General features: G+C 61.9%; 19 protein-coding genes and 3 tRNA genes. 10 read left to right on the plus strand and 12 right to left on the minus strand.

Features of this window, described 5'->3' with window-relative positions; genetic code table 11:
- Window positions 1–20 precede the first annotated feature (20 nt).
- The 3 genes from ppnP to J2X92_RS23955 all read right to left on the minus strand — a co-directional run bounded on the left by ppnP (window position 21) and on the right by J2X92_RS23955 (window position 1,486).
- Window positions 21–347, minus strand: coding sequence for a pyrimidine/purine nucleoside phosphorylase (ppnP, locus tag J2X92_RS23945; RefSeq protein WP_307579417.1), 327 nt, complete (start codon window positions 345–347; stop codon window positions 21–23).
- 134 nt (window positions 348–481) lie between these two features.
- On the minus strand, window positions 482–1,072 hold the full coding sequence (locus J2X92_RS23950) for a hypothetical protein (protein ID WP_307579419.1): 591 nt from the start codon (window positions 1,070–1,072) through the stop codon (window positions 482–484).
- 57 nt (window positions 1,073–1,129) lie between these two features.
- The gene (locus tag J2X92_RS23955; RefSeq protein WP_307579421.1) at window positions 1,130–1,486 is read right to left on the minus strand and encodes an ArsC family reductase; all 357 of its coding nucleotides are present in this window, start codon (window positions 1,484–1,486) and stop codon (window positions 1,130–1,132) included.
- 57 nt (window positions 1,487–1,543) lie between these two features.
- Here J2X92_RS23955 and folC point away from each other — a divergent pair, with 57 nt between their 5' ends.
- The 10 genes from folC to J2X92_RS24005 all read left to right on the plus strand — a co-directional run bounded on the left by folC (window position 1,544) and on the right by J2X92_RS24005 (window position 9,474).
- Window positions 1,544–2,851, plus strand: coding sequence for a bifunctional tetrahydrofolate synthase/dihydrofolate synthase (folC, locus tag J2X92_RS23960; RefSeq protein ID WP_307579424.1), 1,308 nt, complete (start codon window positions 1,544–1,546; stop codon window positions 2,849–2,851).
- A gap of 61 nt (window positions 2,852–2,912) precedes the next feature.
- Complete coding sequence (locus J2X92_RS23965) at window positions 2,913–3,791, plus strand: SPOR domain-containing protein (RefSeq protein WP_307579426.1); 879 nt, start codon at window positions 2,913–2,915, stop codon at window positions 3,789–3,791.
- An 18-nt stretch (window positions 3,792–3,809) separates the two neighbouring features.
- On the plus strand, window positions 3,810–4,295 hold the full coding sequence (locus J2X92_RS23970) for a CvpA family protein (protein WP_307579428.1): 486 nt from the start codon (window positions 3,810–3,812) through the stop codon (window positions 4,293–4,295).
- 12 nt (window positions 4,296–4,307) lie between these two features.
- Complete coding sequence (purF, locus tag J2X92_RS23975) at window positions 4,308–5,810, plus strand: amidophosphoribosyltransferase (RefSeq protein WP_055803300.1); 1,503 nt, start codon at window positions 4,308–4,310, stop codon at window positions 5,808–5,810.
- A gap of 8 nt (window positions 5,811–5,818) precedes the next feature.
- Window positions 5,819–7,042, plus strand: coding sequence for an O-succinylhomoserine sulfhydrylase (locus J2X92_RS23980; RefSeq protein WP_307579430.1), 1,224 nt, complete (start codon window positions 5,819–5,821; stop codon window positions 7,040–7,042).
- An 8-nt stretch (window positions 7,043–7,050) separates the two neighbouring features.
- Window positions 7,051–8,439 (plus strand): glutamate--tRNA ligase, encoded by a 1,389-nt coding sequence (gene gltX / locus J2X92_RS23985; protein ID WP_307579432.1) that lies wholly within the window; start codon window positions 7,051–7,053, stop codon window positions 8,437–8,439.
- 36 nt (window positions 8,440–8,475) lie between these two features.
- Window positions 8,476–8,551 (plus strand) — tRNA-Ala (locus J2X92_RS23990).
- Between the two features lie 51 nt (window positions 8,552–8,602).
- A tRNA-Glu gene (locus tag J2X92_RS23995) sits at window positions 8,603–8,678 on the plus strand.
- A 69-nt stretch (window positions 8,679–8,747) separates the two neighbouring features.
- Window positions 8,748–8,824: transfer RNA gene (locus J2X92_RS24000), tRNA-Asp, on the plus strand.
- Window positions 8,825–9,159: 335 nt separating this feature from the next.
- Window positions 9,160–9,474, plus strand: coding sequence for a hypothetical protein (locus tag J2X92_RS24005; RefSeq protein ID WP_307579434.1), 315 nt, complete (start codon window positions 9,160–9,162; stop codon window positions 9,472–9,474).
- 171 nt (window positions 9,475–9,645) lie between these two features.
- On the opposite strand, the gene J2X92_RS24010 is transcribed toward J2X92_RS24005, so the two are convergent.
- From J2X92_RS24010 to J2X92_RS24050, 9 genes are all read right to left on the minus strand, one after another.
- Window positions 9,646–11,868 (minus strand): hypothetical protein, encoded by a 2,223-nt coding sequence (locus J2X92_RS24010; RefSeq protein ID WP_307579436.1) that lies wholly within the window; start codon window positions 11,866–11,868, stop codon window positions 9,646–9,648.
- Window positions 11,869–11,960: 92 nt separating this feature from the next.
- A complete protein-coding gene (locus J2X92_RS24015) occupies window positions 11,961–12,884 on the minus strand; it encodes an HNH endonuclease (protein WP_307579437.1) in 924 nt (307 codons plus the stop codon).
- Window positions 12,881–13,675 (minus strand): HNH endonuclease, encoded by a 795-nt coding sequence (locus J2X92_RS24020; RefSeq protein WP_307579438.1) that lies wholly within the window; start codon window positions 13,673–13,675, stop codon window positions 12,881–12,883. Before J2X92_RS24020 ends, J2X92_RS24015 begins: the two co-directional genes overlap by 4 nt.
- A complete protein-coding gene (locus tag J2X92_RS24025; RefSeq protein ID WP_307579440.1) occupies window positions 13,672–14,373 on the minus strand; it encodes an RNA ligase family protein in 702 nt (233 codons plus the stop codon). Before J2X92_RS24025 ends, J2X92_RS24020 begins: the two co-directional genes overlap by 4 nt.
- Window positions 14,370–14,912, minus strand: a complete 543-nt coding sequence (locus J2X92_RS24030; protein WP_307579442.1) for a hypothetical protein — start codon at window positions 14,910–14,912, stop codon at window positions 14,370–14,372. The genes J2X92_RS24025 and J2X92_RS24030 overlap by 4 nt, the downstream gene beginning before the upstream one ends.
- Window positions 14,893–16,239 carry an AAA family ATPase gene (locus J2X92_RS24035; RefSeq protein ID WP_307579443.1) on the minus strand — a complete coding sequence of 449 codons (1,347 nt, stop codon included), beginning with the start codon at window positions 16,237–16,239 and terminating at the stop codon, window positions 14,893–14,895. The genes J2X92_RS24030 and J2X92_RS24035 overlap by 20 nt, the downstream gene beginning before the upstream one ends.
- Window positions 16,240–16,254: 15 nt before the next feature.
- Window positions 16,255–17,676 (minus strand): argonaute/piwi family protein, encoded by a 1,422-nt coding sequence (locus tag J2X92_RS24040; protein WP_307579445.1) that lies wholly within the window; start codon window positions 17,674–17,676, stop codon window positions 16,255–16,257.
- On the minus strand, window positions 17,676–19,124 hold the full coding sequence (locus J2X92_RS24045) for an SMEK domain-containing protein (RefSeq protein ID WP_307579447.1): 1,449 nt from the start codon (window positions 19,122–19,124) through the stop codon (window positions 17,676–17,678). Before J2X92_RS24045 ends, J2X92_RS24040 begins: the two co-directional genes overlap by 1 nt.
- Window positions 19,121–23,140, minus strand: coding sequence for an Eco57I restriction-modification methylase domain-containing protein (locus J2X92_RS24050; protein ID WP_307579449.1), 4,020 nt, complete (start codon window positions 23,138–23,140; stop codon window positions 19,121–19,123). Before J2X92_RS24050 ends, J2X92_RS24045 begins: the two co-directional genes overlap by 4 nt.
- Window positions 23,141–23,175 lie beyond the last annotated feature (35 nt).

Genomic DNA, 23,175 nt, shown 5'->3' on the forward strand with positions numbered 1-23,175 from the left:
GTGCGTGTCCAGTTCGCGGTTCAGCCGAAGTGGCAGATATAGCTGTAGGGCTCGCCGGTTACCCGGATCTGGAAGCTCGAATTGCCCGGCACGCTGAACTTCTGGCCAGGGCCCGCGGCGACCCATTCGGCGCTGCCTTCGAGCAGGTATTCGCAGCTACCGGCCGTGCCTTCCATGATTTCGGGCGCGCCGGTCTTGAAGGTCAGGGTGGACGGAAGAATCACGCCGACTGATTTTTTCGTGCCGTCGGCGAGCGTGAGGCTGTGGCTCACGCACTTGCCGTCGAAATACACGTTGGCCTTGGTCGCCACTGCGGCGCTGTTGAGAGTGTCGGTAGTCGTCGTCATTGGATGGCGCCGGCGCGTGCGCGGTCGGCTTGTCGAGGACGCGCCACCGCGGCGGCGCACCCCTTGGGGGTTGGAAAAGTCCTCGATTTTAGGGCTTGGCCGACATTGCCAGCCCGACTACCGCATTGCGCGGTTCAGCGCCAGTGGCGGTAGCCGTATCCGCGATAGCCGCCCCAGCCCCTGGAGTAGCCCAGGTTCAGCGAAATGCCGACCGGCGGATAGACGTAAGGCTGCGGGTAGACATAGCTCGGCTGCACGTAGACGGGGGCCGGATACACCGGTGCCGGCTGCGCGTAAACGGGCGGCGGCGGCGCATTGGAGACCACCACGCCGGGCTCGGGCACCACGCTGTCCCATGCCGATCCGCCTGGTTGCGCGTATTGCGGGGGCTGCTGGTATTGGTACTGCTGCTGCCCGCTGTCGGCTTCGGCCGGATAAGGCTGCAACTGGGACTGGGGCGCGACCGGTGCCGTCGTCACGCCATAGGCGCTGGCCTGGATCGGGATGGTGGCGCCCGGCCGGCTGTTCATGCGCGTGGTGTACTGGCGCCCGTTGTACTCGTAGGTCACGTTGTAGCTTGGGCTGCTGCCGGTGGTCTCGTAGACGGGGGTGGCGGAAATCACCCTCGCCCATGCCTCCTGGGCCTGGACTACGCTGACGGCGCCCGCCGTCAACAGGCCGGCCACGGAAAGGCCCGTGAGGGCGCGAAAAACTTGTCGGTTCATGGTGTTCTCTCCTGCAGATCGGGGTTGGAGGCCGGCCGGCGAGACGGGTTCCGGGGTTTACACGGCGTTCACAGCAGCCCAGGCTTCGGCGTCGAACCCTGTCGTAACGCCGGTTTTGGCGCCCCAGTTGACCACCGGCCGCTTGATGAGGCTAGGGTTGGCCAGCAATGCGGCGCGGGCGGAAGCGGCATCGACCACCGCGTTGCGTTCGGCTTCGCCCAACTTGCGCCAGGTGGTGCCGCGTCGGTTGACCAAAGCCTCCCAGCCCGGCTCTTTCAGCCAGTGGTCGAGCTCGGCCTCGGGCACGCCCTGCTTCTTGAAGTCATGGAAGGTGTAGGCAACGCCGTGTTCGTCGAGCCAGGCGCGGGCGCGCTTGACGGTGTCGCAATTGGGAATTCCGTAGAGGGTTGTCATGGTCGCCAATGATGCCGATAAAACGCGGGGCGCCGGGCGCATTCCGGGTCGGCGACAATGCCGGCCTCCATGGAAACCCTTAACGACTGGCTCGCACGCGCCGAGCAACTCCATCCGAAGAACATCGAGCTCGGGCTCGACCGCGCCAAAGAGATGGCGGCCCGCATGGGCCTGCGCTTCGACTGCCCGGTCATCACCGTGGCCGGCACCAATGGCAAGGGCTCGACCTGCGCCATGCTCGAATCGATCCTCCGGCATGCCGGCTATCGCACGGCGGTCTTCACGTCGCCGCATCTGGTGCGCTTCGAGGAACGGCTGCGGCTCTCGGGCGAAGCGGTCGACGCTTCTAAATTGATAGCAAACTTCGAGGCGGTGGAAGTGGCGCGGGGCGACATGCCGCTGACGTACTTCGAGTTCACGACCCTCGGCATCCTGCGCTGCATGATCGAGGAGAAGCCGGACGTGGCCATTCTCGAGGTCGGCCTGGGCGGCCGGCTCGACGCAGTCAACATCATCGACACCGATTGCGCGGTCATCACCAGCATCGACCTCGACCACATGGATTACCTCGGGCCCGACCGCGAAAGCATCGGCTTCGAAAAGGCCGGCATCCTGCGCCCGGGCAAGCCCGCCATCGTGAGTGACCCGATGCCGCCGCAAAGCGTGATCGACCACGCAGCGGCCATCGGCGCCGACCTCTGGCGCTTCGGGCACGATTTCAACGTCTCTGGCGACAAGCAGCAGTGGGGCTGGTCGGGCCGCGGCCGGCGCTACAGCGGGCTGGCCTATCCGGCGCTGCGCGGCGCCAACCAGCTGCTCAATGCCGCGGGCGTGCTTGCGGCGCTCGAAGCGCTGCGGCCGCAATTGCCGATCACCGCGCAGGCCGTGCGCACGGGGCTCGCCATGGTCGAGCTGCCCGGTCGCTTCCAGATCATTCCGGGCGAACCCGCGCTGGTACTCGATGTGGCGCACAACGCCCATGCGGTCGCGGCACTGGCCGAGAACCTCGACGCGATGGGCTTCTACCCCACCACGCACGGCGTGTTCGGTGTCATGGCCGACAAGGATCTGGCCCCGATCCTCGCGCGCATCGGCCCGATGATCGACCGCTGGTACTTCACCGATCTGCCGACGCCGCGCGCCGCCAAGGCGAGCGATCTGCTCGCGAGTTGGCAGGCGCAAAACACGCGCGCCGATGCCTCCGGCAGCACGCATAAGGGACCGATGGAAGCGCTCCGCGCAGCCATCGAGCACGCGGACCCCGCTGATAGAATCGTGGTCTTCGGATCGTTCTTCACCGTGGGTGGCGTGCTGGAGCACGGCACTCCGCGGCTGCAAGCCAAACACCTGCTGCCCGGCGGCTGATCGCCGGGCCGTCCGCACCATCTGGCACCACCTCGCTGCACTCCTTCAGGGATCGAACTTCATGGCGTTTTTCAAGTTCCGCACGCGCGGCCCGCAAGGCAACGAAGGACGCAGCGCACCGGCCGCCGTCCCCGCGGAAAGTGTCGAAACCATGCGCCGCCGCGCGCGGCACCGACTGGTGGGCGCGGCCGTTCTGGTGCTGCTTGGCGTGATCGGATTTCCGTTGTTGTTCGACACCCAGCCGCGCCCGGTCTCGGTCGACATTCCCATCGAGATTCCCGACCGCAACAAGGTCAAGCCATTGCCGGTGCCTGCAACGCCCGCGCCCGCCGCTCCCACCACAGGCGCGGCCGACAGCGGCGCCCGCGTGGCGGCGGCGCCCCCTTCGGCATCGAGCGGCGGCATGATTACCGAAACCGCCGACGGCACTGAGATCCCATCCGGCAAGCCGGCCGCCAGCACGCCTCCGGCCGAAACCCGACCCACCGCTGAAGCCAAGCCGGAACGCAAGCCCGAGCCGAAGCCGGAACACAAACCCGAACCCAAGCCCGAGCCGAAGCCAAAGCCCGAAGCCAAGCCGGAAGCCAAACCCGAACCGAAGCCCGCGGCGCCCAAGCCGGCTGCGGCCGAGGACGGCAACCGCGCGCGCGCCTTGCTCGAAGGCAAGCCTTCCAACACCAGCACCACCAAGCCCGCCGCCGAAGACGGCGGCCGCTTCGTCGTGCAGGTCGGTGCCTTTGCCGATGCCGACAAGGCGCGCGAAGTGCGGCAAAAGCTCGAGAAGGCCGGCCTCAAGACCTATGTGAACGTGGCCAAGACGTCCGATGGCGAGCAGCGCACGCGTGTGCGTGTCGGGCCGTTCAGCTCGCGCGCCGAGGCGGACAAGGCCGCGGAGAAGGTCAAGGGCTTGTCTTTGTCGGCCGCCATCCTCACGTTGTAGTAGCCATCGCCCGTTGCCGTGGCCCTGCTCGATTGGATCGCCGTCGCGCTCATCGTCGTGTCGATGCTGTTCGGCCTCTGGCGGGGCCTGGTGTTCGAGGTGATTTCGCTGGCGGGTTGGGTGGCTGCATTCATTGCCGCCCAGTGGCTGGCGTCGAGCGTGGCGGCATGGCTGCCATTCGGCGACCCGCAGGCTACCTGGCGCTACCCGCTGGCCTTTGTGCTGGTGTTCGTGGCGGTGGCATTCGGCGTAGGCCTGGTGGCGGCGCTGACGCGAAAGTTGATTGCGGCTGTCGGCCTCAGGCCGGTGGACCGGCTATTGGGTGGGGCCTTTGGAGCGGCGCGGGGTGCGGTTGCCCTGCTCGTGCTGGCGGTCATTGTTCATTTGCTGGCGTTGAGCGACAGTGCCTGGTGGCACGAATCGCGCAGCGCCATTGTTCTCGATGCGGCATTGCAGGGCCTGAAACCCGCGCTGCCTGAAAAGTTGGCAAGCTACCTGCCCTGAGAGGAATCGTTCATGTGTGGAATCGTCGGCGTTGTCAGTAACGCACCCGTCAATCAGCTGCTTTATGACGCCTTGCTGCTGCTGCAGCATCGCGGCCAGGACGCGGCCGGCATCGTCACCCTGCTCGAACGCAAGTTCTTCATGCACAAGGCCAAGGGCATGGTGCGCGACGTGTTCCGCACGCGCAACATGCGCGGGCTGCCGGGCAGCGTGGGCCTGGGCCAGGTGCGCTACCCGACGGCGGGCAACGCCTACAGCGAAGAAGAGGCGCAGCCCTTCTACGTCAACGCGCCCTTCGGCATCGTGCTGGTGCACAACGGCAACCTGACCAACGCACATGCGCTGCGCTCGGAGCTGTTCTCCACCGACCATCGCCACACCAACACCGAGAGCGACTCCGAAGTGCTGCTCAACGTGCTCGCGCACGAGCTCGAGGGCGCATCGCGCGGCGTGCCGCTGAACCCGGCCGAGGTGTTTGCCGCGGTCAAGAACATGCACAAGCGCCTGCGCGGCTCGTATGCCGTGGTGTCGCTGATTGCCGGCCACGGCCTGCTGGCCTTCCGCGATCCGTACGGCATCCGTCCGCTGTCCATGGGCCGCAGCGCCGATGGCACGGTGATGGTGGCCAGCGAGTCGGTCGCGCTCGAAGGGTCGGGCCATGTGTTCGAGCGCAACATCGCGCCGGGCGAAGCCGTGTTCATCGACCTGCAGGGCAACGTGCACTCCATGCAGTGCGCCGAGGCGCCCACGCTGAACCCCTGCATCTTCGAATTCGTGTACTTGGCGCGTCCGGACTCGGTGCTCGACGGCATCTCGGTGTACCAGGCGCGCCTGAACCTGGGCGAGACGCTGGCCAAGCGCGTGGTGTCCACCGTGCCGCCAAACCAGATCGACGTGATCATCCCGATTCCCGAATCGAGCCGCCCGAGCGCCACGCAGCTTGCGCACCTGCTGGGTGTGCCGTACCGCGAAGGCTTCGTGAAGAACCGCTACGTGGGCCGCACCTTCATCATGCCGGGGCAGGGCGTGCGCAAGAAGTCGGTGCGCCAGAAGCTCAACGTGATTGCGAGCGAGTTCAAGGGCCGCAACGTGCTCTTGGTCGACGACTCGATCGTGCGTGGCACCACCAGCCGCGAAATCGTTCAGATGGCACGCGATGCCGGCGCGCGCAAGGTCTACCTTGCCAGCGCAGCGCCGCCGGTACGCTACCCCAACGTCTACGGCATCGACATGCCCACCAAGGACGAGCTGGTGGCGCACGACCGCACCATCGAGCAGATCCGCGAGCTGATCGGCTGCGACGCGCTGATCTATCAAGACGTCGATGCCATGAAGCGCGCCATCGGTTCGCTCAACCCCAAGCTCGACGGCTTCGACGCCTCCTGCTTTGACGGCGTGTACGTGACCGGCGACATCGACACCGAAGCGATCTCGCGCATGAACGGCAACCGCCCGCGCATCGAAGAGACCGAAGAAGATTCTTCGCGCCTTGCGCTTCCCAATCACAGCGAGTGAGAGCTGAATTGACTGCCGACGAACGAACCCTCCCGCCCGGACTGCATCGCGACACGCTCGCGCTGCGCACCGGCCTGGCGCCCAGCCAGCACGGCGAGCACTCCGAAGCGCTGTTCCTGACCAGCGGATTCGTGCAGCCCGACGCCGAAACATCGGCGCGCCGCTTTGCCGGCACCGAAGCGGGCTTTACCTACTCGCGCACTTCCAATCCCACGGTCACCAGCTTCGAGCAGCGGCTTGCGGCGATGGAAGGTACGGAGGCCGCCATCGGCGCCTCCACCGGCATGGGCGCGATCCTCATGATGTGCATGGGCTTGCTGAAGGCCGGCGACCATGTGATCTGCTCGCGCTCGGTGTTCGGCTCCACGCTCAACCTGTTCGGGAAAGAGTTCGCGAAGTTCGGTGTAGAGACCACTTTTGTCTCGCAGACCGACGTGGCCGAATGGCGTGCGGCCGTGAAGCCCAACACCAAACTCCTGTTCGCCGAGACGCCCACCAATCCGCTCACCGAAGTGTGCGACATCCGCGCGCTGGCCGACCTGGCGCACGGCGCCGGCGCGCTGCTCGCGGTCGACAACTGCTTTTGCACGCCCGCGCTGCAGCGCCCGGCCGAACTCGGCGCCGACCTCATCATTCATTCCGGCACCAAGTACCTCGACGGCCAAGGCCGCGTGATGGCCGGCGCGATCTGCGGTCCGTCGAAGCTCATCGTCGACGTGTTCGGCCCGGTGGTGCGCACGGCCGGCATGGCGCTGTCGCCGTTCAATGCATGGGTCGTGCTCAAGGGCTTGGAAACGCTCGGCATCCGCATGCAGGCGCAGTGCGCCAATGCGCTCGCCGTGGCCCAGTGGCTCGAAACGCAGCCCGGCATTGCACGCGTTTACTACCCAGGCCTTGCCTCGCACGCGCAGCACGACCTGGCCATGCGCCAACAGTCGGGGCAGGGCGGGGCGGTGGTGTCGTTCGACGTGGTCGGCAACGATCCCGAATCAGCGCGCGCCAATGCCTTCCACGTGATCAACAGCACGCGCGTGGTGAGCATTGCCACCAACCTGGGTGACACCAAGACCATCATCACGCACCCCGGCACCACGTCGCACGGCCGCTTGACCGAAGTGCAGCGCCAGGCCGCCGGCATCAGCCAGGGGCTCATTCGCGTCGCGGTCGGCCTCGAGTACATCGACGACATCAAGGCCGACTTGCTTCGCGGCCTTGGCACCCTGAAATCCTGATCGATCCAATGACCGGCAAAGTTCGCACCCGCATCGCTCCGTCTCCCACCGGCTTTCTTCACCTGGGCACGGCCCGCACCGCGCTCTATTCGTGGGCTTACGCACGCCACCATGGCGGAGAGTTTGTGCTGCGCATCGAAGACACCGACGTGGCCCGCTCCACGCAGGATTCGACCGACCAGATCCTTGCATCGATGCACTGGCTCGGCCTCGACTACGACGAAGGCCCGATCTACCAGATGCAGCGCCTGGAGCGCTACCGCGAAGTCATCGCGCAAATGCTTGCGGCCGGCACGGCCTACCATTGCTACTGCACGCCGGCCGAGCTCGATGAAATGCGCGAAGCGCAACGCGCGCGCGGCGAAAAAACGCTGTACGACCGCCGCTGGCGCCCCGAGCCCGGCAAGGTGCTGCCGCCCGTGCCCGAAGGCGTGCCGCCCGTGGTGCGCTTCTGCAATCCGCCCGAAGGCGACGTGACGTGGAACGACCTCGTCAAGGGCGAGATCACCATCAACAACCGCGAGATCGATGACCTCATCATCCTGCGGCCTGACGGTGTGCCCACCTACAACTTCGCGGTGGTGGTCGACGACTGGGACATGGCCATCACGCACGTGTTCCGCGGCGACGAGCACATCAACAACACGCCGTGGCAGATCAACATCTTCCGCGCGCTTGGCGCGCCGTTGCCTGCGTTCGGCCATGTGCCGGTGATCCTGGGCGACGACGGGCAGAAGCTCTCCAAGCGCCGCGGCGCCGTGAGCGTCACCGCCTATGAAGAGAACGGCTACCTGCCCGAAGCCATGCTCAACTATCTTGCGCGCCTCGGCTGGAGCCACGGCGACGACGAGCTCTTCACGCGCGAACAGATGGTGAGCTGGTTCGACGGGTCGCACCTCTCGAAGAGCCCTGCACAGTGGGACGCCGCCAAGCTTTCGTGGGTGAATGCGCAATACATCAAGGCCAAGGCCGACGATGAACTCGCACCGCTCGTGGCCGCGCAGCTGCAAAAGCGCGGCCTCATCGCCGACGAACGCCTGCCCGCGATCTGCGCACTCTTCAAGGACCGTTGCGAGACCACGGTTGCATTGGCCGACTGGGCTGCGGCGTTCTATGCCGACGTGACCGTGAGCGAAGCCGATCGCGCGCAGCACATCACCGACACGGTGAAGCCCGTTATCGCCACGCTGGCCGAAAAGCTCGCGAGCGTGAACTGGGAAAAAACTTCGATTGCTGCAGGCATCAAGGAAGTTTTGGCCGCACATTCTGTAAAAATGCCTGTGTTGGCGATGCCGGTTCGCGTCCTCGTGATGGGAACTGCGCAGACACCATCCCTCGATTCAGTGCTCGCAATTTTTTCTCGCGAAAAAGTCATCGAGCGTTTGAAAAGGGCCTGATTTTTCAGGCTATAATTTGAGGCTCGACACCCACACGGGGGTATAGCTCAGCTGGGAGAGCGCTTGCATGGCATGCAAGAGGTCATCGGTTCGATCCCGTTTACCTCCACCATCAAAGTGTCGAGAAGATAAGTGCTGATCGCAGCACGGTTCCTAAGGTTTTGACCCTATCGTCTAGAGGCCTAGGACACCACCCTTTCACGGTGGCTACCGGGGTTCGAATCCCCGTAGGGTCGCCAGTTTCGCGCAAGTGAAGCAGGCACAAGTCGTCAGCACTTGGCTCCGCAAGGAGTGAACGTTGTCTACCAGGAGTGGTAGTTCAGTTGGTTAGAATACCGGCCTGTCACGCCGGGGGTCGCGGGTTCGAGTCCCGTCCACTCCGCCACAAACATAAGCGCCATGCGGTTTACAGCTGCATGGCGCTTTTTTACTCCCTTTCCTACCCCCTTTTTGAGCTGGACTGGCTTGGACGGCGTTGGACGACAAGGTAGTAGTAAAGTTAGATTGCGGCGGCGGGGCGGGTTGAGCGCGGTAGGAATTGCGCATAGCAGGCTGTACTGTCTGGGTATGCCCCAGGAAAACACCACCGAGACACCAACCCCGCCAGCAGAAGGAACGGGAACACGCCGACAACGCAAGGCTCGCAGGCGTCGAGAGGAGCCCGACGTGCTGCCAGCCGGTCGCGGAACGCGACATCTCTTGCCGGAGTCGCTACGGCACATGCAAGAGCTCTTCGAGCTACTTCCCCACTTGAAGCTGGATGCCAATGGGGATCCCGACCCGCGAGCTACCGATGGCGCAGTTCTGAAGGGGCTTGTTCTGCACGCGCAAGCTTCGGCCGCCGCCATGAACTTGGGCATGTCGGCGGTAGGTTCCATGATGGCCTATGCTGCGCCGGAGTGCGAGGACAAGGCAATCAGCTCCGACGCGATCGAGGCGCTTGGCTGGTTGCTCGCGGAACTTGGCGCCATCACGGCGCTCATGATCCGGCTGGCCGCGCGGTGCACGCCACTTCCGGAGCAGCCTTCGCACTGACGTCGAAGGGCGAATCACCAAGTGTCGATCGAGATTTCGCCTCGGAGTTTTGCTCTCGGTACAGACTATTGGCTTGGCTGTCGGTCCGACCACGCTTTCCGACAGCGAGCTACTTGTGGTCCTGCTTCGCACAGGCGCACCTGGCAAGACCGTGCGCGGCAGTTCCTCGGTTCATGCCGTGCCTGTCCACACCGCGGCCGTCTCGACAACCTCAATGAACTGCTTTGCCGAAAATCCGCCCGGATAAAGCGTGTCGATTGGCTCCGAGTCTGCGTCGAGGCGCGTCGTCGCATCACCAACGCATGCCGCTCGGAACAATCCTTCGGGGTCGTTCAGCCAACGTCGGTCATCGCGCAGCGCGATTTGGATCTCTTCCAGCGAAACCTTGAGAAAGCCCCGAAACGCTTGGTGATCCCACTCAATGGATGTGTCGATGATCCAGGCGGTGATTTGCGGCTCTGCTTCCGGCGGCAACGCCAGCGCGTGCCGCAGCGCTGCATCGCGCCGGAGTGCATGGCGAACCGCGGGCACTTTTCTGTGCAACTGCCATCCTGCTTTGCGCAGGTTCGAGGTGCGGTGCACCCAGGCGTCCTTCACTGAGCGGCGCTGGTAGGTTGATTTCAGTTCGAGAACGAGCAAGTGCCCTTCCAGCGCGCACAGCAGATCGATCTCACCCGCGTCCGCGTCGTCGCTTGCACCGACGGGCAGTTCATGGCCGACGAGCGCCCGAAAGCCTCGCTGCTCGAACAGCGCGCCCAGCCGGTATTCGATGCGTCGGGTCTCTTCCCGTGCCTCGTTCCGCCGGGCGCCCAGCCGGCGCAAATTGTTGACAGCTGCCGTGGCGTTGTTCTGCACGGCCATCATCCAGGGCAGTTGGAACAGGTGCTGTCCCATCATCAGCACGGGGCGTTCCTGCCAGCGGGGGCGCAAGGCGACATCACCCTCGCGCAACCGCTCGGCCACCGCGCTCCAGTCGCTGGTCCAGAAATCTAGGATGGCCTCTGCGGCCTGTGCCTGACCATTGGGGTGTTCCGGCGTGACTGTCCATGGCGTGATGCGGGCGATCTTGGCCGCACGATCAGACCAGGTGATCGGAAAGCGGTTCTGCATCGTGGGCTGCAACAGGCCACCGAACGCCAGGCGCCCCAGCGCCACCCAGGGATGGCCAAGCTGCTGCAGGTGCTGGTGGTAGGGCCGCAGAAAGTCCTCGATGTAGAAAGCCGTCATCAACTCGGTGGCCAGCAGCGCGCGGAAGACATCGACGGAAGAGCCGGCTTCGGAGCGCACCTGTTCGGCGACGCCATAGACCTCCTGCAGGCGCAGCCAGGTGCCCATGGCCTTGGCGAAAGCCTGTAAGTTGGCTTCCAGATGGGCCGGGCTCACCAAGGCCAACAACTCGGGGGATACCATCAGTGCATCCATGCCGCGATATAGCCAGTACTGGTGCAGGCGGTTGAGCTTGTCGCCATCGCTGCGCCATGCGGCCCGTGCTTGCGCATCCACTTCAATGATTTCCAGGCGCTCGCCCTGTCGCACGAAGCGGATGCCATCGTCGTAGCTGAAGGCTTCTGCCGATCGGCTTATGAAGGCGTCCAACTCGATCTGCGCGTCGAGCAATGCAGCGAAGGCGGCGTACAAATCGTGTCGAGGACCAGGTGCTTCGCTTGATGGAAACAGGAAAGGGGTGAGGTGTTGCCGCATCGAAGCTGCGATAGCTGGGTCGGTCAAGCGTAGGCCGGCGGCATCGCAGGTGCCGAGCTTCCAGGCCAGAATGTCTTCGACGGCATCCCAGACTTCCTGAGCATGCGGTGCCTTGGGCATGTCACGGCCCGCCAGCAAATCCGGCAACAGGTGCTCGAAAGCGTAGAGGCTGGCATAGGCCAACAGATCCAGAGGCGTCAACGATGCCAGCGGCTGACGCAGGCGCTCGATCTCATCCACGCGTAGTCGATGTGCCTGCTTGAAGATGCGGAAGACCTGAACGAATTCAGAGAAGGTCTCAGGCTGGCTGTCGGCCAGGGCTTCAATTTCGCGCCAGCGTGCTGAATCCTGCCGCAGCACTAGGCCGGCATGACGGGCGGCTTGCTGAAGCACGTCGGGCGCGAGCTTGGCGACATGAGCCACGATGTCCGGACAGGCAAATCGGTCCTGACCGAGATAGTGTGCAAGGGCCAGGCCGAGCGACTCTTGCTGCCAGGCTTGTACCGGCAGCTTGCGCAAGAAGCCGGACGCCCAGAAGGCGGCGTGGCGGTCAGCGCCACTGCATTTGCGTTTGCCTTGGCCCGCAGGCTTGCCACCTAGGAATGCAGTGGCTGCATAGTCTGCGGCTATTTCGATGAGCAGGCCCTGATCCTGAGCACTGGTGAACACCGTGTCGTAGTACGCGCCGATCATCGGTCCGACCCATCAGTTCGACGAATGCGCAGTTGCCGGCAGGGACCATGTTCACGGCAAGCGCTCAAAAACATCATGTGACGCTCCCACCGCTAACCTACGAACCGGTTCTCGTTGTGCCAGCGCAGGTAGGCCTCGCCGGGCCGGTGGTCCGGATGTTCTGGCAGTCGAGGCAGCGGCTGCCCGTGCAGACGGTAGTAAGCCTTACCGTTGAACCATTCTTCGCGAATTCGGGGGCTGACCTCAATGCGGTGATCGGTCGTAACAGTTACCAGACCGAGGTCGAACAGCTTGTGAAAGTCGGAGCGCAACAACAGTCCGTTGGCGGGATCGTGCGGACCGCTTTCCGCATAAGGCTGAATGTGCGCCGCCTCCAACACAGGCAAGGTGGATTCACCCGTCAGCGCGCAACGGCGCTGGTAGGCATCGGTGACCAGCACGCGGAAAGCGCCTTGCCCGAGCCTGGGGCGTACCGGAATCGGTGCTCCATATCGCTCCGTCAATTCAGGCTCGCTGACCCGCGGTGGCTCATTGAACGGCGCCGTAAGTCTCGACTGCACATCGGACCAGAGTTGAGCTCCTGGTGGTTCGGCCGTATCGTAGTACCGTCCGCGGACGATGTTGGTGGCAAAGTCGATTGGGTCGGGGATCCAAGCGTCGCGCGGCCAGAAGAACGGTTGTGCGAGTACCGTGCAGCCGATCTCGGGGTCCCTCACCGTGGGGTCGGCAAGCAGGCTACGGATCATCTTCTCGAGAGCGTCACGTTGAGCAGCGCCATTCTTGGGCCCGAAGGCCTCCCAGGCGATGGACAGTGGCAGCGATGTTGACTTCACGAAGTAGCCGCCGCCCGCGATGTGGTGGTAGGGGCGTTTGAGCTTGAATAGGAATGGTGTGCCTGGCTCCAGCGCTGCATAGGTGGCAGCGCCTCGGGGTTGCCAGAAGTTAACCTCATCTGGAGCCGACTGGCCTAGGAAGTTGAACCAGGTGTTGTCCGTTACCCCTGCCCAGAACCTCATCTGTCGTTCCCGTTTTTCGCGTTCGACGTCCCGTTGAACCGCATACGGTGGTATCGGAGGTAGCTTGCGTGCTCGGGGGCCAGCCAACGCAACTGCAGGGGTTCGATCAGGCCGAGCAACTCGCCATCTTTGGTGGAGATCGAAGGCGAGACGAGCATCCAGCCGGCCTCGTCAAAACTGATCAGGAATCGATCGAACAGCGCGTCGAGATGAGCGCACAGCAGGAATCCATTGAAAACATCGAGCCGCTCCTCATCGCTGGCGCAGTCCGCCCAGGGTTTGGCGTGGCTGGCACGCAGCACCGCAGGAATGCTCACCTTCTTGAGGGCGCAAGCGCCGCCCCAATAGTCCAGCATGGCCGTACGGAACCTGTCCTGACCTACCCGCTGGCGCACTAGTCGCTCCACCTCGGTACCACGACTACCGGGGGGGAGCTTTTCCAGCGCTTCCGCGACCTCGGCTTGGTAATCCTGCGCCGCCTGGCTGGGCAGTGCCTGCGACAGGCTGGTAGCGCGGCGCAACAGCAAGGCCAGATCTGCCACGGTGGCAACATTGAACGAATCCACGGATGCCGCGGCGCCTTCGAACGTCCGATGCAGTTCCGGAAGCAATGCAGGGGAAGCCGGTTGAAAAAGGATGTTGAAACCGCCGCTGGATGGCACCGATACCACCGCGCAGGCTTGATGGCGCGCTGAAGCCATTGCAACCGCGGCGGGCTCTTGCGCCAGCACGTGCTCAAAGCCGTTGTCGTGGCCGGCTTTCTCGATCAGGGTGCGTTGCAGCGGGTTCATCGTTGTGTGCCGCTGTTTGAACCCACCCGATTCCATTCAATTACGCGCTTGCGCCAATGCGTCTCGATGGCCTGCGCGAAGTCAGCTCGAACGAGCTTCGCTCTAGCCTCGCACCATTGCTCAGACTCACGGCGAATGACCACGCCTTCCAGCGGCCCACAGCGATAGCGGCTGGTGGTTGTCGCCACCGATTGCTTCAGCGCAATAACGTTGTACTTTCCACGCGCCACCAGGGGCACCGTGGCCAGTCCTGCCGAGGCAGCCAGCGCATTTCGGCGTGAACTGCTCCAGAAACGCCCTGCGCCACGGTCATACACATCAAACAGCAGGAACCAGTCCGGCAACGCGGCATAGTCCAGCGAATGGCGTGCGGCGCACCACTCGCCAAACATGATGATTTCGGGCGTCAGAACGCCGCGCAGCGCGTCGCTATGCTGGACAAGCCATGCGGGCAGCCGGGCAAACTGCCCGGCATGGGGCTCGGCCAAATACTGCCCACGGTTCTGCGCTCGCAGACTGCCATCGGGCGCAAGCGAGAAGCCGAGATTGGCGCCATCAAGCTTTTCCTCCATTACCACGTCGCCTGCCAGCAGTGCCTGGGCTTCGTAAGGTGAAAGCACCTTATCGTCGCGTGGTGCGTCCTGACCGAGCCAAGCCAAGTGTGGTGTGTGTGGAAAACGGAAGAAGTCGGTCGTCATTGCTGATCCACTTTGACCCGGTACCAATCGGTCGGCAGCAATGGCTGAAAGCAAATTCCGAGCACCTCCAACTGTGCTCTCGCGATATACCAGTCTGTCTCCGCTCCGTAAACGATGGGGGGTGATTCACCGAACAGGATCAGTGCTGCCAACGCACACGCGACCCATTTCCGGTCCTCTCTGTCGGTGACGATGGCCTCGTGCGCAGGTTCAAGAACGGCTATGTGTTCGCCATTGCCCTCAAATGTTTCGATCGGAACGTGATCCGCCTGCATTCGATCAATCTTGTTTTGAAGCACTTGCATGCCGTACTCCTGCTCACGCCAGTTGTAGGGCATGTTGCGCTCGTACTCCGCTCGCACCAAGCCAACATCATCCAATACGATCCGGCCATCCGAGAGATCGAAGGCGACCAGCCATTCGTATACCGACTCGCGCAACTCAATTTCACGCGGCATGGCTCGGGCGGCGACATTGGACAGATCAGAGATCGCACTGGCAGCGAGCATCACATTGGTATCAACCAAGAACATTGCCATCTTGGGTCCTCAGGTCTTTGGCGCGCTTGATGGCCAATGCAGTTTGCTCGCGGGTTTCACCCAGGGCGTCACCGAAAAATTCTTTGGGCCAGTTTCTTACTCGCCCAAAGTCATCGACCTCCAACGGCAACAGCCGCGCGCTCTTGCCTTCCCGTTCGACGAAGTACATCGCAGCATCGGTAATGGAAACCTCTTCGCGTGCAATCAAGGTCTGCATGCGTCGGAAGAGATGCTCGGAGTGAGTTTCGACGATGAACTGGACTTTGCGTTGATTGCTGATTTGTGCAAACAGCTCTGCCAGCTTGCGTTGTGCCAGCGGATGAAGATGGCTCTCGGGCTCCTCCAAAATCACGACGTGCCCAGGCTTGGCAAATAGCGCCGCCACGATGACGGGGATGACCTGGGACACCCCCACGCCAACGTCCTTCAGGTTGCTGGCCTGACCGTCTTTCTCGATCATCAGTTCGTAGCGCGCGGAGCCTCCCAGAGCGCGAATGCTGAGGCCGTCGGCCAGATTCATCTCCTTGAGCCAGTGGATCGTCTGGTCAAACAGACCCGCTTCGGGGGGCAGGGCTTGATTGCGCTTCTTGGCCTGTTGAAACACGACACCGCTGGCAATCAAGGCATCTACGGCCTTGGCTCCATCGTCGCCAATGTGAGCGGGCATGCGCCCACCCCACACATAGTCTCGCTGCGCCAGGCGGCGCACGGGCCCCAGATAAATGATGCGCCCCAACTCATCAAGCAAGGCCGGGCCAATCGGTTTGATCAGTTCGCCGATGTCCCCCAACTTATTCAATGTGGAGGCCGAGAAGGCGAAAGAGCGTTGCGGCCGATAGTCTGCGCTCTGACCCAGAGCCTTGGCTCGGGTGCCCAAGCTCAGGCGGTAGATGCCTGGCTTGCGACGTGCGACCGTGAAGCCCTCATCGTCCTTTCCGAGTCGGAGATAGGCTAGCTCGGCGCTGCCAGCTGGGCCCTTGCCGTAGCGCGCCGAAAACAGCGTTGAGCCGTCAGTGTCATGAGAGTCCGCCCAGCGGAATTCAATCCCCACCTGCGTGGCAGATGTGCTTTCGGTCGCCGCGCTGTGACGGCAGAGCAAGTCCTTGAACTGACCCATGGTGACCGAGTCATCAGCATCGGGATTGCCGAGGTTCAGATCCAGATTGGGGTCGTCGCCTTTGACCGTTTGCCGGATCAGCAGCAAGCTCTGGATCATGCTGGATTTGCCGGAAGAGTTGGTGCCGAGCAACAGCGTAATGGGCGCCAGCCGAACGGGGCCGGTGCTGCGCCAAATTTTAAAGTTCTCGAGCTTCAAGTGGGTCAGCATTTTATTTTCCGGTCATTACATGTAATAGCCGTACCGAATCTGTGGTCGATCATGCTCTTCCAAGTATTTCATGATCTCCCCCACCTTTCTTGCGCAACTGAGCGTAATGGGGTACTTTCCATCCAGCTGGGTGTTGTTCCAGTTCATTTTTGTCAACCCAAGAATCTCTTTGGCAAGAAATGCGGGGCTTTGCTCTGATCTTATGATTCGTAGCTCCAGGGGTTGAGGTATATACATTCCAGGGTACGTCTTGTAATACCAGATGGAGCCACGTGTGTAGAGCAATTGCCGTTGCTCATCAAGGACAACGGATGTGCCGCGATAGGGTGGATATGCGCCAGCCCTGAAAAGACGGAGACGCGAATCCATAACTGTCACGAAATCAACTGTGTCAATTCGGAGATCCGATGCTGCGCTCATGAATCCGGACATTTCAGGATCAGAAAAATTGGACGTCTTGTGAACAACTACTCGCCCAGGATATGTCCGCATCGCATTGCGATACTCATCAAGTGCAGCCTTGAACAAGGTGTATGACTGCTCTTCGGATAACCGTGGAATCCGATCTCCTTTTTCTAGGTGCACAGGAGTGCCTCGGAGAATCAATCCATTGCCCAGCTCATCAAAAACCTGAGCCAAACTGGTGTTAAGCGTCTTCTTGTCTCTGCTTCGGTAGAACGCAATACCCAATGCACAGGAGAGCGTATTTCCATCAGTTTTTTCTAATCGCCACGGATTGGTTGCTCCCGCCTTGTAATACAGCGCAGTCGCCAGATTCCAGGCCTTCGTGGCATCGTCCTGCTGACTTTTTGCGCCAGACAGCAGCGAGTCTGCCCGCACCAATTGCAGCGGTTTGCCCAAATGCATGGCCTTTGCTTTCAGTGCGCGCCGGAAATTAAGCTCTGCCTGGACTTCAATGCTCTCTTCCAGTTTTTCATCACCTTCAACAGCCGCATCCTTGCTGACTGCATCGAAGATGGACTTGGAGAGCACGCAAACGATGACATCAACAGGCCGATTCTGTGCGAGGAATTTTATTTCCTCGTAGTAGAGATCGATTGCCGCCTCTATGCGTTGCGTACGGTCCTTGATTTTTGCTATTTTCTCAATGTCTAAATGCCTTAGCGGCCGACCTAGGTCCTGATTAAATGCAAATTCGGCATAAAATCCTGCGTCTTCATTGAAGCCGCAAAATTCTGGGAAGAGGTTTCCTTTGTGCGCGTCAACATCAGCAGAAATGGGTGATTTCATTCGCTCAAGCAAACTCGAAAGCTCTTCGAGATCTTTGCTTGTCCCGATGGCGCCAAGAAGAATTCTGGTTCTTCGGGTCAGAGACCTCTTGTCATATACGCCGTAGGCTGCAATTCCGCGCCGTGGGCAAACATGCGAACCCTCAAAGAATTCAAGCCTTGGCTCGTTGACATGCACCAATTTCATTAGCCGAACATCCTTCTTGGATTTTCCGAATCCTCTTCACTGCTAGACGGCAACGTTGCCCAACCTGACTCCTCCAGGGAAGGAGCTCCGCCCAGCGTGAGTGCTGATCCGAACGAGAGAAATGAATCAGTCAGTTTCTTTTCAGAGAAAAGGTCCTCGTCGTCGATGGTACGCAACCACGCAGATAGGAACCGAAAATGATTCATAACTTGCTGATTATTTTCTTGACGCTTAATCCAGCTGAGGTTGTCGTGGCTAAATCCAGATTCCTTGAAAGCAGCGCCGTAGCTGAAGAACCAGCTGGGAGTTATCGCCATGAACCAGAGATCACCGAAGAGCAAAAATTCCACTGCAAACGACAGATGCTTCTGTAGATAAACCTTAGAGCGATCTTTCTTATTAAATTGCCTTGCGAAGACGGTGCGCTTGGCCTTCTTCTCTCCCTGCCATGTCTCTTCCCGCTGGTTGAGTCCGTCTTCCAGGGGCAAAAAGACAAATTCGCCGCCGTCGTTCTCCCATCGCACACGCTCTTTGAATAGGCGCTGCTGCAACGAGAATCGCAATAGTGACTTGAAGACACGTTCGTGATCTTCGTCAATGGTCCAGTAGTCACCAGGGCGGTGCGCTTCTGTTGTTCCTGACTCGATCAGGTGCTTGTACGGATTGTCCCGATCAGTCAAGTCGAAAAATGAGACCAAGTTGCCGCTGTGAATAACATAGGCAGAGGGGACAGCGGAATCGTTCTCTTGGTTGAACTCCCGTATCGTTTTTCGCCATAAACCCGGCTTTCTTTTGCCGTGCCGCTCCACGAGATCAACGCTTAAACGAGCAATGTAAAGGGCACTAGGGAAATAGAGCTCTACAAGATTGGCCGTTAGTGATTCTGCTGGCGTTGAGGGCGGATCAATATCCTCATCAGCCAAGCCAACGGGGACGCCACGCAAGTAGGCTTTCAAGTGGTTCAGCGCTGCTTGCAGTTTGTGCGGTTCGGCATCGGCAGCCTTGGAGCAAATCTCTTTGTAGTCCCAAACATCGGTGCCGGCTGAAAACTGATGTTTACCGGCGCACGCTGATTCAATCGCAGTTTGTGAGTAGCTGCCTTGCTTTGCCGTGAGCACGTAGACAATCAGTCGGTCATAACGCTGGTGTAGGTCGTGGCTGATGAACTGCTCCAAGGTGTATTTGACCTTGCCGATATCGGCAGTGGCTGTTACCTGGATGGCCACTCGGTGTGTATCGTCTGCCAGATCGATTCCGGGGAAGTTCGACTGCTCTGTGTTCAAGTTGCGCAACGCGGACCAACCGCACAGCTCGCGCAAGAGGCCGCACATGAGATTCTCTGATACCTTGTGCGCGTCAAACTGCCCCATCGCGCTGGCGGCCTCGACTTCATGTCGAAGTTGGGCGATCAACTCGCGGAATTCGTTCTGCAGATCGAGGATCTTCATCCGAGTGCTCCGCGTTCCAGCTTGTCCCAAGCTTCGAGCACCAGACTCTGTGTTCGGTATTCCCCGTTGAACTCGCGCTTCTCACGATCCTTCAGTACGCGGAAGGTTTCGCTGGGGTAGTCCTTGCCCATTACGTCGGCGGGATCGAGGATGTAGCGCAGTTCGTCGCGGGTGAGGCCGTAGAGCTTGGCATAGTAGGCGTCGAGTTCTGCGCGCAGGATGGCGCGGCGGTCTGCATCGAAGGAAAAGGGCGGGCCGCCGTAGCCCAGGTCTTTGGCCCAATCGACTAGATCGTGAGCAGCGTATGTGAGTTCGAGTACCCGCGGGACGATATGGGCGAGATCGGCTTCCGTGTAGCGGTCAGGGGGCAGGACAGGAAGCTGCTTGTAAATGAAGTAGTTCATATGCGTGCCGCCCGTCTTGTGGCGAGCCACGAAGTCGAACACCAGCGCATCAAGGTTTCCCAGCAAAGCAGCAAACTGCTGCGGATTCTCTCGTTCGGAGAACAACATGAGCGGCATCTGGTTCCCCACCCCCACCAACGGCACCACTGATGCAATCACCGTGCGCTCGTCGGTAGCGCGGCAGATGTCCCGCCAGCCCATCAACCAGCCGTGCTCCCAGCCCCTGTCGTTCAGGCGCTCTTCCACTTCACTGCGGTTGACCCAGTAACGCGGGGTGACAGTGAAATCCGCCGAGGCTTTCTCGGTGGCGGTGACGTCGCGGCTGCTGCCGTCTTCCGTGTAGGTGGCCCAGCGGTGATCAAACTGGTGGATGAGCTTGGCTTCGTACAGCGGCAAGCGCTCGGGGGCGGGTGTGTCCTTGAACAAGTGGCTGTCGTTCGACATGTCCAGCATGCGCATGAACAAAATGCCCCACGGGTTTTGCGCGTGCTCCCCGGCCCCGGCCTGCTTGCCCTCGCCCGCGATCACAGCGTCACGCATCAGCACCGGCGCGGCGCGATAGAGCTTCTTGGTCAGTGCCGCGTCGCGCTCGCTGCGGAATACCGGGCAGGTTAGCGTATTGGGATTGATGAGGCGGAATTCGTCGGGTGTGAGGGTGAAACGGCGGCGCGGATCGTCCAATTGGCTGACTCGCGTGGCAAAGCAGACGAATTCGGCCTGGTCTGCGGCGCCCAGGGTCAGCAGGCAGAACTTGTAGCTGCGGTGCACGGAAGGAAATACCGCCTCGCGGTTTTCGATGTCGTACAGGCTGACCAGTTGCCGCTTCTGGGTGACGTGGCCGAAATAAGCCTTGGTGCTGTCGTCGGTCGCGATGCCGGTGGGCACGATGAAGCCAGCGCGACCACTGTCAGCATGGATCTGCAAGATGGTTTCGGCAAACAGCGCATAGGTGTTCACATCCCCCACGCCAGTGAGCGGATAACGTCCACCATCTTCACCCTTGACGTGGGCGAAAAGGCTGGCGGCTTCCGCCGTGCGGCGTGCGCTGACGAATTCGCGGTACAGGCGTCGTTCGGCTTCGTCCTCGTGCGTTTCATGCGCCAGTTCGGGGTAGAGGTGGCGCGCCAGCATGCCTTCGCTGAGCCACTGGATGCGCTGGGCGCGCTCAGCCTTGTTGCGGGCGTCAAACACGTCGCGGTGCCGGGTGGCAAAGAACTCTTCTTCCTGCAGCTTGATGCGTTCCCACGGCGGGTTGGCCAGCACGCAGTCGAAGCCGCCTTCCGCAAACACCTGCGGGAAGGCCAGCGGCCAGTGAAACACGCGGGCTTCTTCGCAGGCTTGCCGGGCAGCGACCAGCGCGAGCCGCTGGTCGGCAGGTAGTGCGCTGCCCAGCAAGGTAAGGTAGAGCGCGGCGGTGGTGGGAATGGCCTGGGCCGTGTCTTCGGTCTTGGGCAACAGGTAGGCGCCCAGCAACAGGTCAGCCGCCTGGGCCAGGTGGTTGTCGCGCGCCTGGCGCAGATACTGGCCCCAAGCACTGGCCTTGGTCGCGATCTGTTCGGCACTGTCTTCGGGCAGGGCTTCGAGCGCCTGGAGTTCGGTCAGACTGCTGGCGTTGTCCAGTTGCAGGCGGCTTTGCGGTATGGTGCGCTCGCCGTTCAGTTGCTTGAGCGCCTGGGCGTTGGTTTTGGCCAGTTGCTTGCAGGTGTCCTTGTCGTCGCCGCTGAGGGGCTTGAAGGCATCCTTGGCGATCCCTTGTTCCAGCGCATGCAGATCGGTCAGGCCCACAAGGGCGTCGCCCACTTGCAGGTGATGGTCGAGAAAGCCCAAGGGGCGGCCTTCTTCGTATCCCTCCAACCACAAGGCCATGCGTGCCAGTTCGATGGCCATTGGGTTGCGGTCCACGCCGTAGATGCAGTGAGCCACCACTTCGCGCAGGGCGTGGCGGTAGTCCTGCGGCTTGATGGCTCCTTCTTGGCCACCTTCGAGGCTGCGCAACTGGGCCAGCTTTTCCGCAAGGCGGCGGGCGGCGGCGAGTAGGAAGTGACCGCTGCCGCAAGCGGGGTCGATGACGCGGATGGCCAGCAGCGCTTCGATCGGCTTGGCCGGTTTGGCGGCCAGGCGCTGATCGATGAGGGGGTTGAGCGCGCTTTTGACGAGCTCCTGCACCAGGCTGTCAGGGGTGTAGTAACTGCCGGTGAGCTTGCGGGCGTTGCCGGCGGTGCTGCCCCCCTCGGTGCGGCCTACAAAGCCAAAGCTGCGGGCGGGCAGGTCGATAACGGGCACCAGCTCCAGCAGGCTTTCATACACACTGCCCAACTCTTCCGGCCCCATGTTGCGATAGTCCACCGGGGTGAGGCTGCTGCCCTTGCCCTGCGCGACTACCGCCCACCTCAGGTGTTGCAGGGCAGTGAGCAGGTGAGCGTTGTCCAGGCTGGCGGCATCCAGATCGGGGCATTGCTCGGGCACGAACAGGCCACCCAAGGCAGGCAGTGCCAGGCGTGGCTCGCCCCGCGCTAGACCACGAAAGACGATGCGGATGGCCTGCCATTGGTCCTCATGGCGGGTGCGGGCACGGCGCTTGAGACACAGCTCGCGCAGGCGGCCCAAGGCATATCCTTCGGCGTAGGCGCGGCGGGCGGCCAGTGCGTCGGCTTTGTCGTCCTGTGGGTGCAGCACGCCGCGTTCTTCCACGGTGAAGACGAAGATGAGCCGGTAAATGAGGCGCAGAAGTTGTTGGAAGTAGGCATCCTTGCTCAGGGTGCCATCGTGCAGGGCGGTGCGCAGGGCGTGGCTGGCGGGGTGTTGCAGGAAGCCCGCGCCGAAGGTCAGCAGGGCTTGCTCGACGCCGTTGCGCAGGCCATCGCGCACACGAGTGCCTTCCTCCTGGCCTTCGTTGCGCCATTGTTCCCAGATGCAGGTGGCAGTGGTTTGGGGGGCACGGCTTGCATGCAGCAGGCGCCAGACATTGGCGAATTCGGCATAGCGTGCACCGCCGAGCAGATCGGCCAGATCCACTTCGAGGAAGCTGGGGCGGGTGAGGCTGGCGGCGTCGCGCAGCAGGCGCAACTGTTTGCCATTGCTGACGACGCCCCATTGCAGCGCTTCGCTGGCGTTGAGCAGTTCCTGCAGGGCCAGAAAGGGAGCTTTCTTGCGGCTGCCCGAGCCGGCGATGGCAAAGCGAGTGTCGGCATCGTCCAGTGGCTGGGTATGCGGTGCCACCAGCACCGGCATTCCTCCAGGTGGATGGCCGGCAACGAGGCTGACCGGATAGCGCAGCTCGCCCACCTGCTGCCCTTGCGTGGCGTGCAAGGTTGCGTAGCCGAAGGCGTCGCGCAACAGTTCGTGGACGAAAGCGGTGGTGACGTGTGCGGCATCGACGTCGGTGCGCTCCATTTGCGCGGCGAAATGCTGCCATTGGGCGCAGGCGATTTGGAAGGCACGGCTGTATTCGTCCTTGAGCTTGACGCCCTTGGGGGTCCCGTAATCGGCCTCAAGCTGTGCGCTGGCGCGGCCCTGGGCGGCTTTCTCTAGTTGGTCGGGCAGGAACAGCCCGCCTTCCAGCTTGAGGGTAGGCAGATTTAGCGTGGCCTGGGTCTTGCGGATGCGTTTCATGTTATTGGCTGGCCTCTGCGACGACTTCCCAATGG

The sequence above is a fragment of the Variovorax paradoxus genome (genome assembly GCF_030811855.1).
Lineage (GTDB): Bacteria > Pseudomonadota > Gammaproteobacteria > Burkholderiales > Burkholderiaceae_C > Variovorax > Variovorax paradoxus_L.

What these genes read in the sequence shown, in the direction of transcription:
- J2X92_RS24020 (WP_307579438.1), bottom strand. Translation starts at nt 13,675, where the DNA reads ATGAACCCGCTGCAACGCACCCTGATCGAGAAAGCCGGCCACGACAAC.
- purF (WP_055803300.1), top strand. Translation starts at nt 4,308, where the DNA reads ATGTGTGGAATCGTCGGCGTTGTCAGTAACGCACCCGTCAATCAGCTG.
- folC (WP_307579424.1), top strand. Translation starts at nt 1,544, where the DNA reads ATGCCGGCCTCCATGGAAACCCTTAACGACTGGCTCGCACGCGCCGAG.
- ppnP (WP_307579417.1), bottom strand. Translation starts at nt 347, where the DNA reads ATGACGACGACTACCGACACTCTCAACAGCGCCGCAGTGGCGACCAAG.
- J2X92_RS24005 (WP_307579434.1), top strand. Translation starts at nt 9,160, where the DNA reads ATGCAAGAGCTCTTCGAGCTACTTCCCCACTTGAAGCTGGATGCCAAT.
- J2X92_RS24035 (WP_307579443.1), bottom strand. Translation starts at nt 16,239, where the DNA reads ATGCTGACCCACTTGAAGCTCGAGAACTTTAAAATTTGGCGCAGCACC.
- J2X92_RS24045 (WP_307579447.1), bottom strand. Translation starts at nt 19,124, where the DNA reads ATGAAGATCCTCGATCTGCAGAACGAATTCCGCGAGTTGATCGCCCAA.
- J2X92_RS24050 (WP_307579449.1), bottom strand. Translation starts at nt 23,140, where the DNA reads ATGAAACGCATCCGCAAGACCCAGGCCACGCTAAATCTGCCTACCCTC.
- J2X92_RS24030 (WP_307579442.1), bottom strand. Translation starts at nt 14,912, where the DNA reads ATGGCAATGTTCTTGGTTGATACCAATGTGATGCTCGCTGCCAGTGCG.
- J2X92_RS24040 (WP_307579445.1), bottom strand. Translation starts at nt 17,676, where the DNA reads ATGAAATTGGTGCATGTCAACGAGCCAAGGCTTGAATTCTTTGAGGGT.
- J2X92_RS23955 (WP_307579421.1), bottom strand. Translation starts at nt 1,486, where the DNA reads ATGACAACCCTCTACGGAATTCCCAATTGCGACACCGTCAAGCGCGCC.
- J2X92_RS23965 (WP_307579426.1), top strand. Translation starts at nt 2,913, where the DNA reads ATGGCGTTTTTCAAGTTCCGCACGCGCGGCCCGCAAGGCAACGAAGGA.
- J2X92_RS23950 (WP_307579419.1), bottom strand. Translation starts at nt 1,072, where the DNA reads ATGAACCGACAAGTTTTTCGCGCCCTCACGGGCCTTTCCGTGGCCGGC.
- J2X92_RS24025 (WP_307579440.1), bottom strand. Translation starts at nt 14,373, where the DNA reads ATGACGACCGACTTCTTCCGTTTTCCACACACACCACACTTGGCTTGG.
- gltX (WP_307579432.1), top strand. Translation starts at nt 7,051, where the DNA reads ATGACCGGCAAAGTTCGCACCCGCATCGCTCCGTCTCCCACCGGCTTT.
- J2X92_RS24015 (WP_307579437.1), bottom strand. Translation starts at nt 12,884, where the DNA reads ATGAGGTTCTGGGCAGGGGTAACGGACAACACCTGGTTCAACTTCCTA.
- J2X92_RS24010 (WP_307579436.1), bottom strand. Translation starts at nt 11,868, where the DNA reads ATGATCGGCGCGTACTACGACACGGTGTTCACCAGTGCTCAGGATCAG.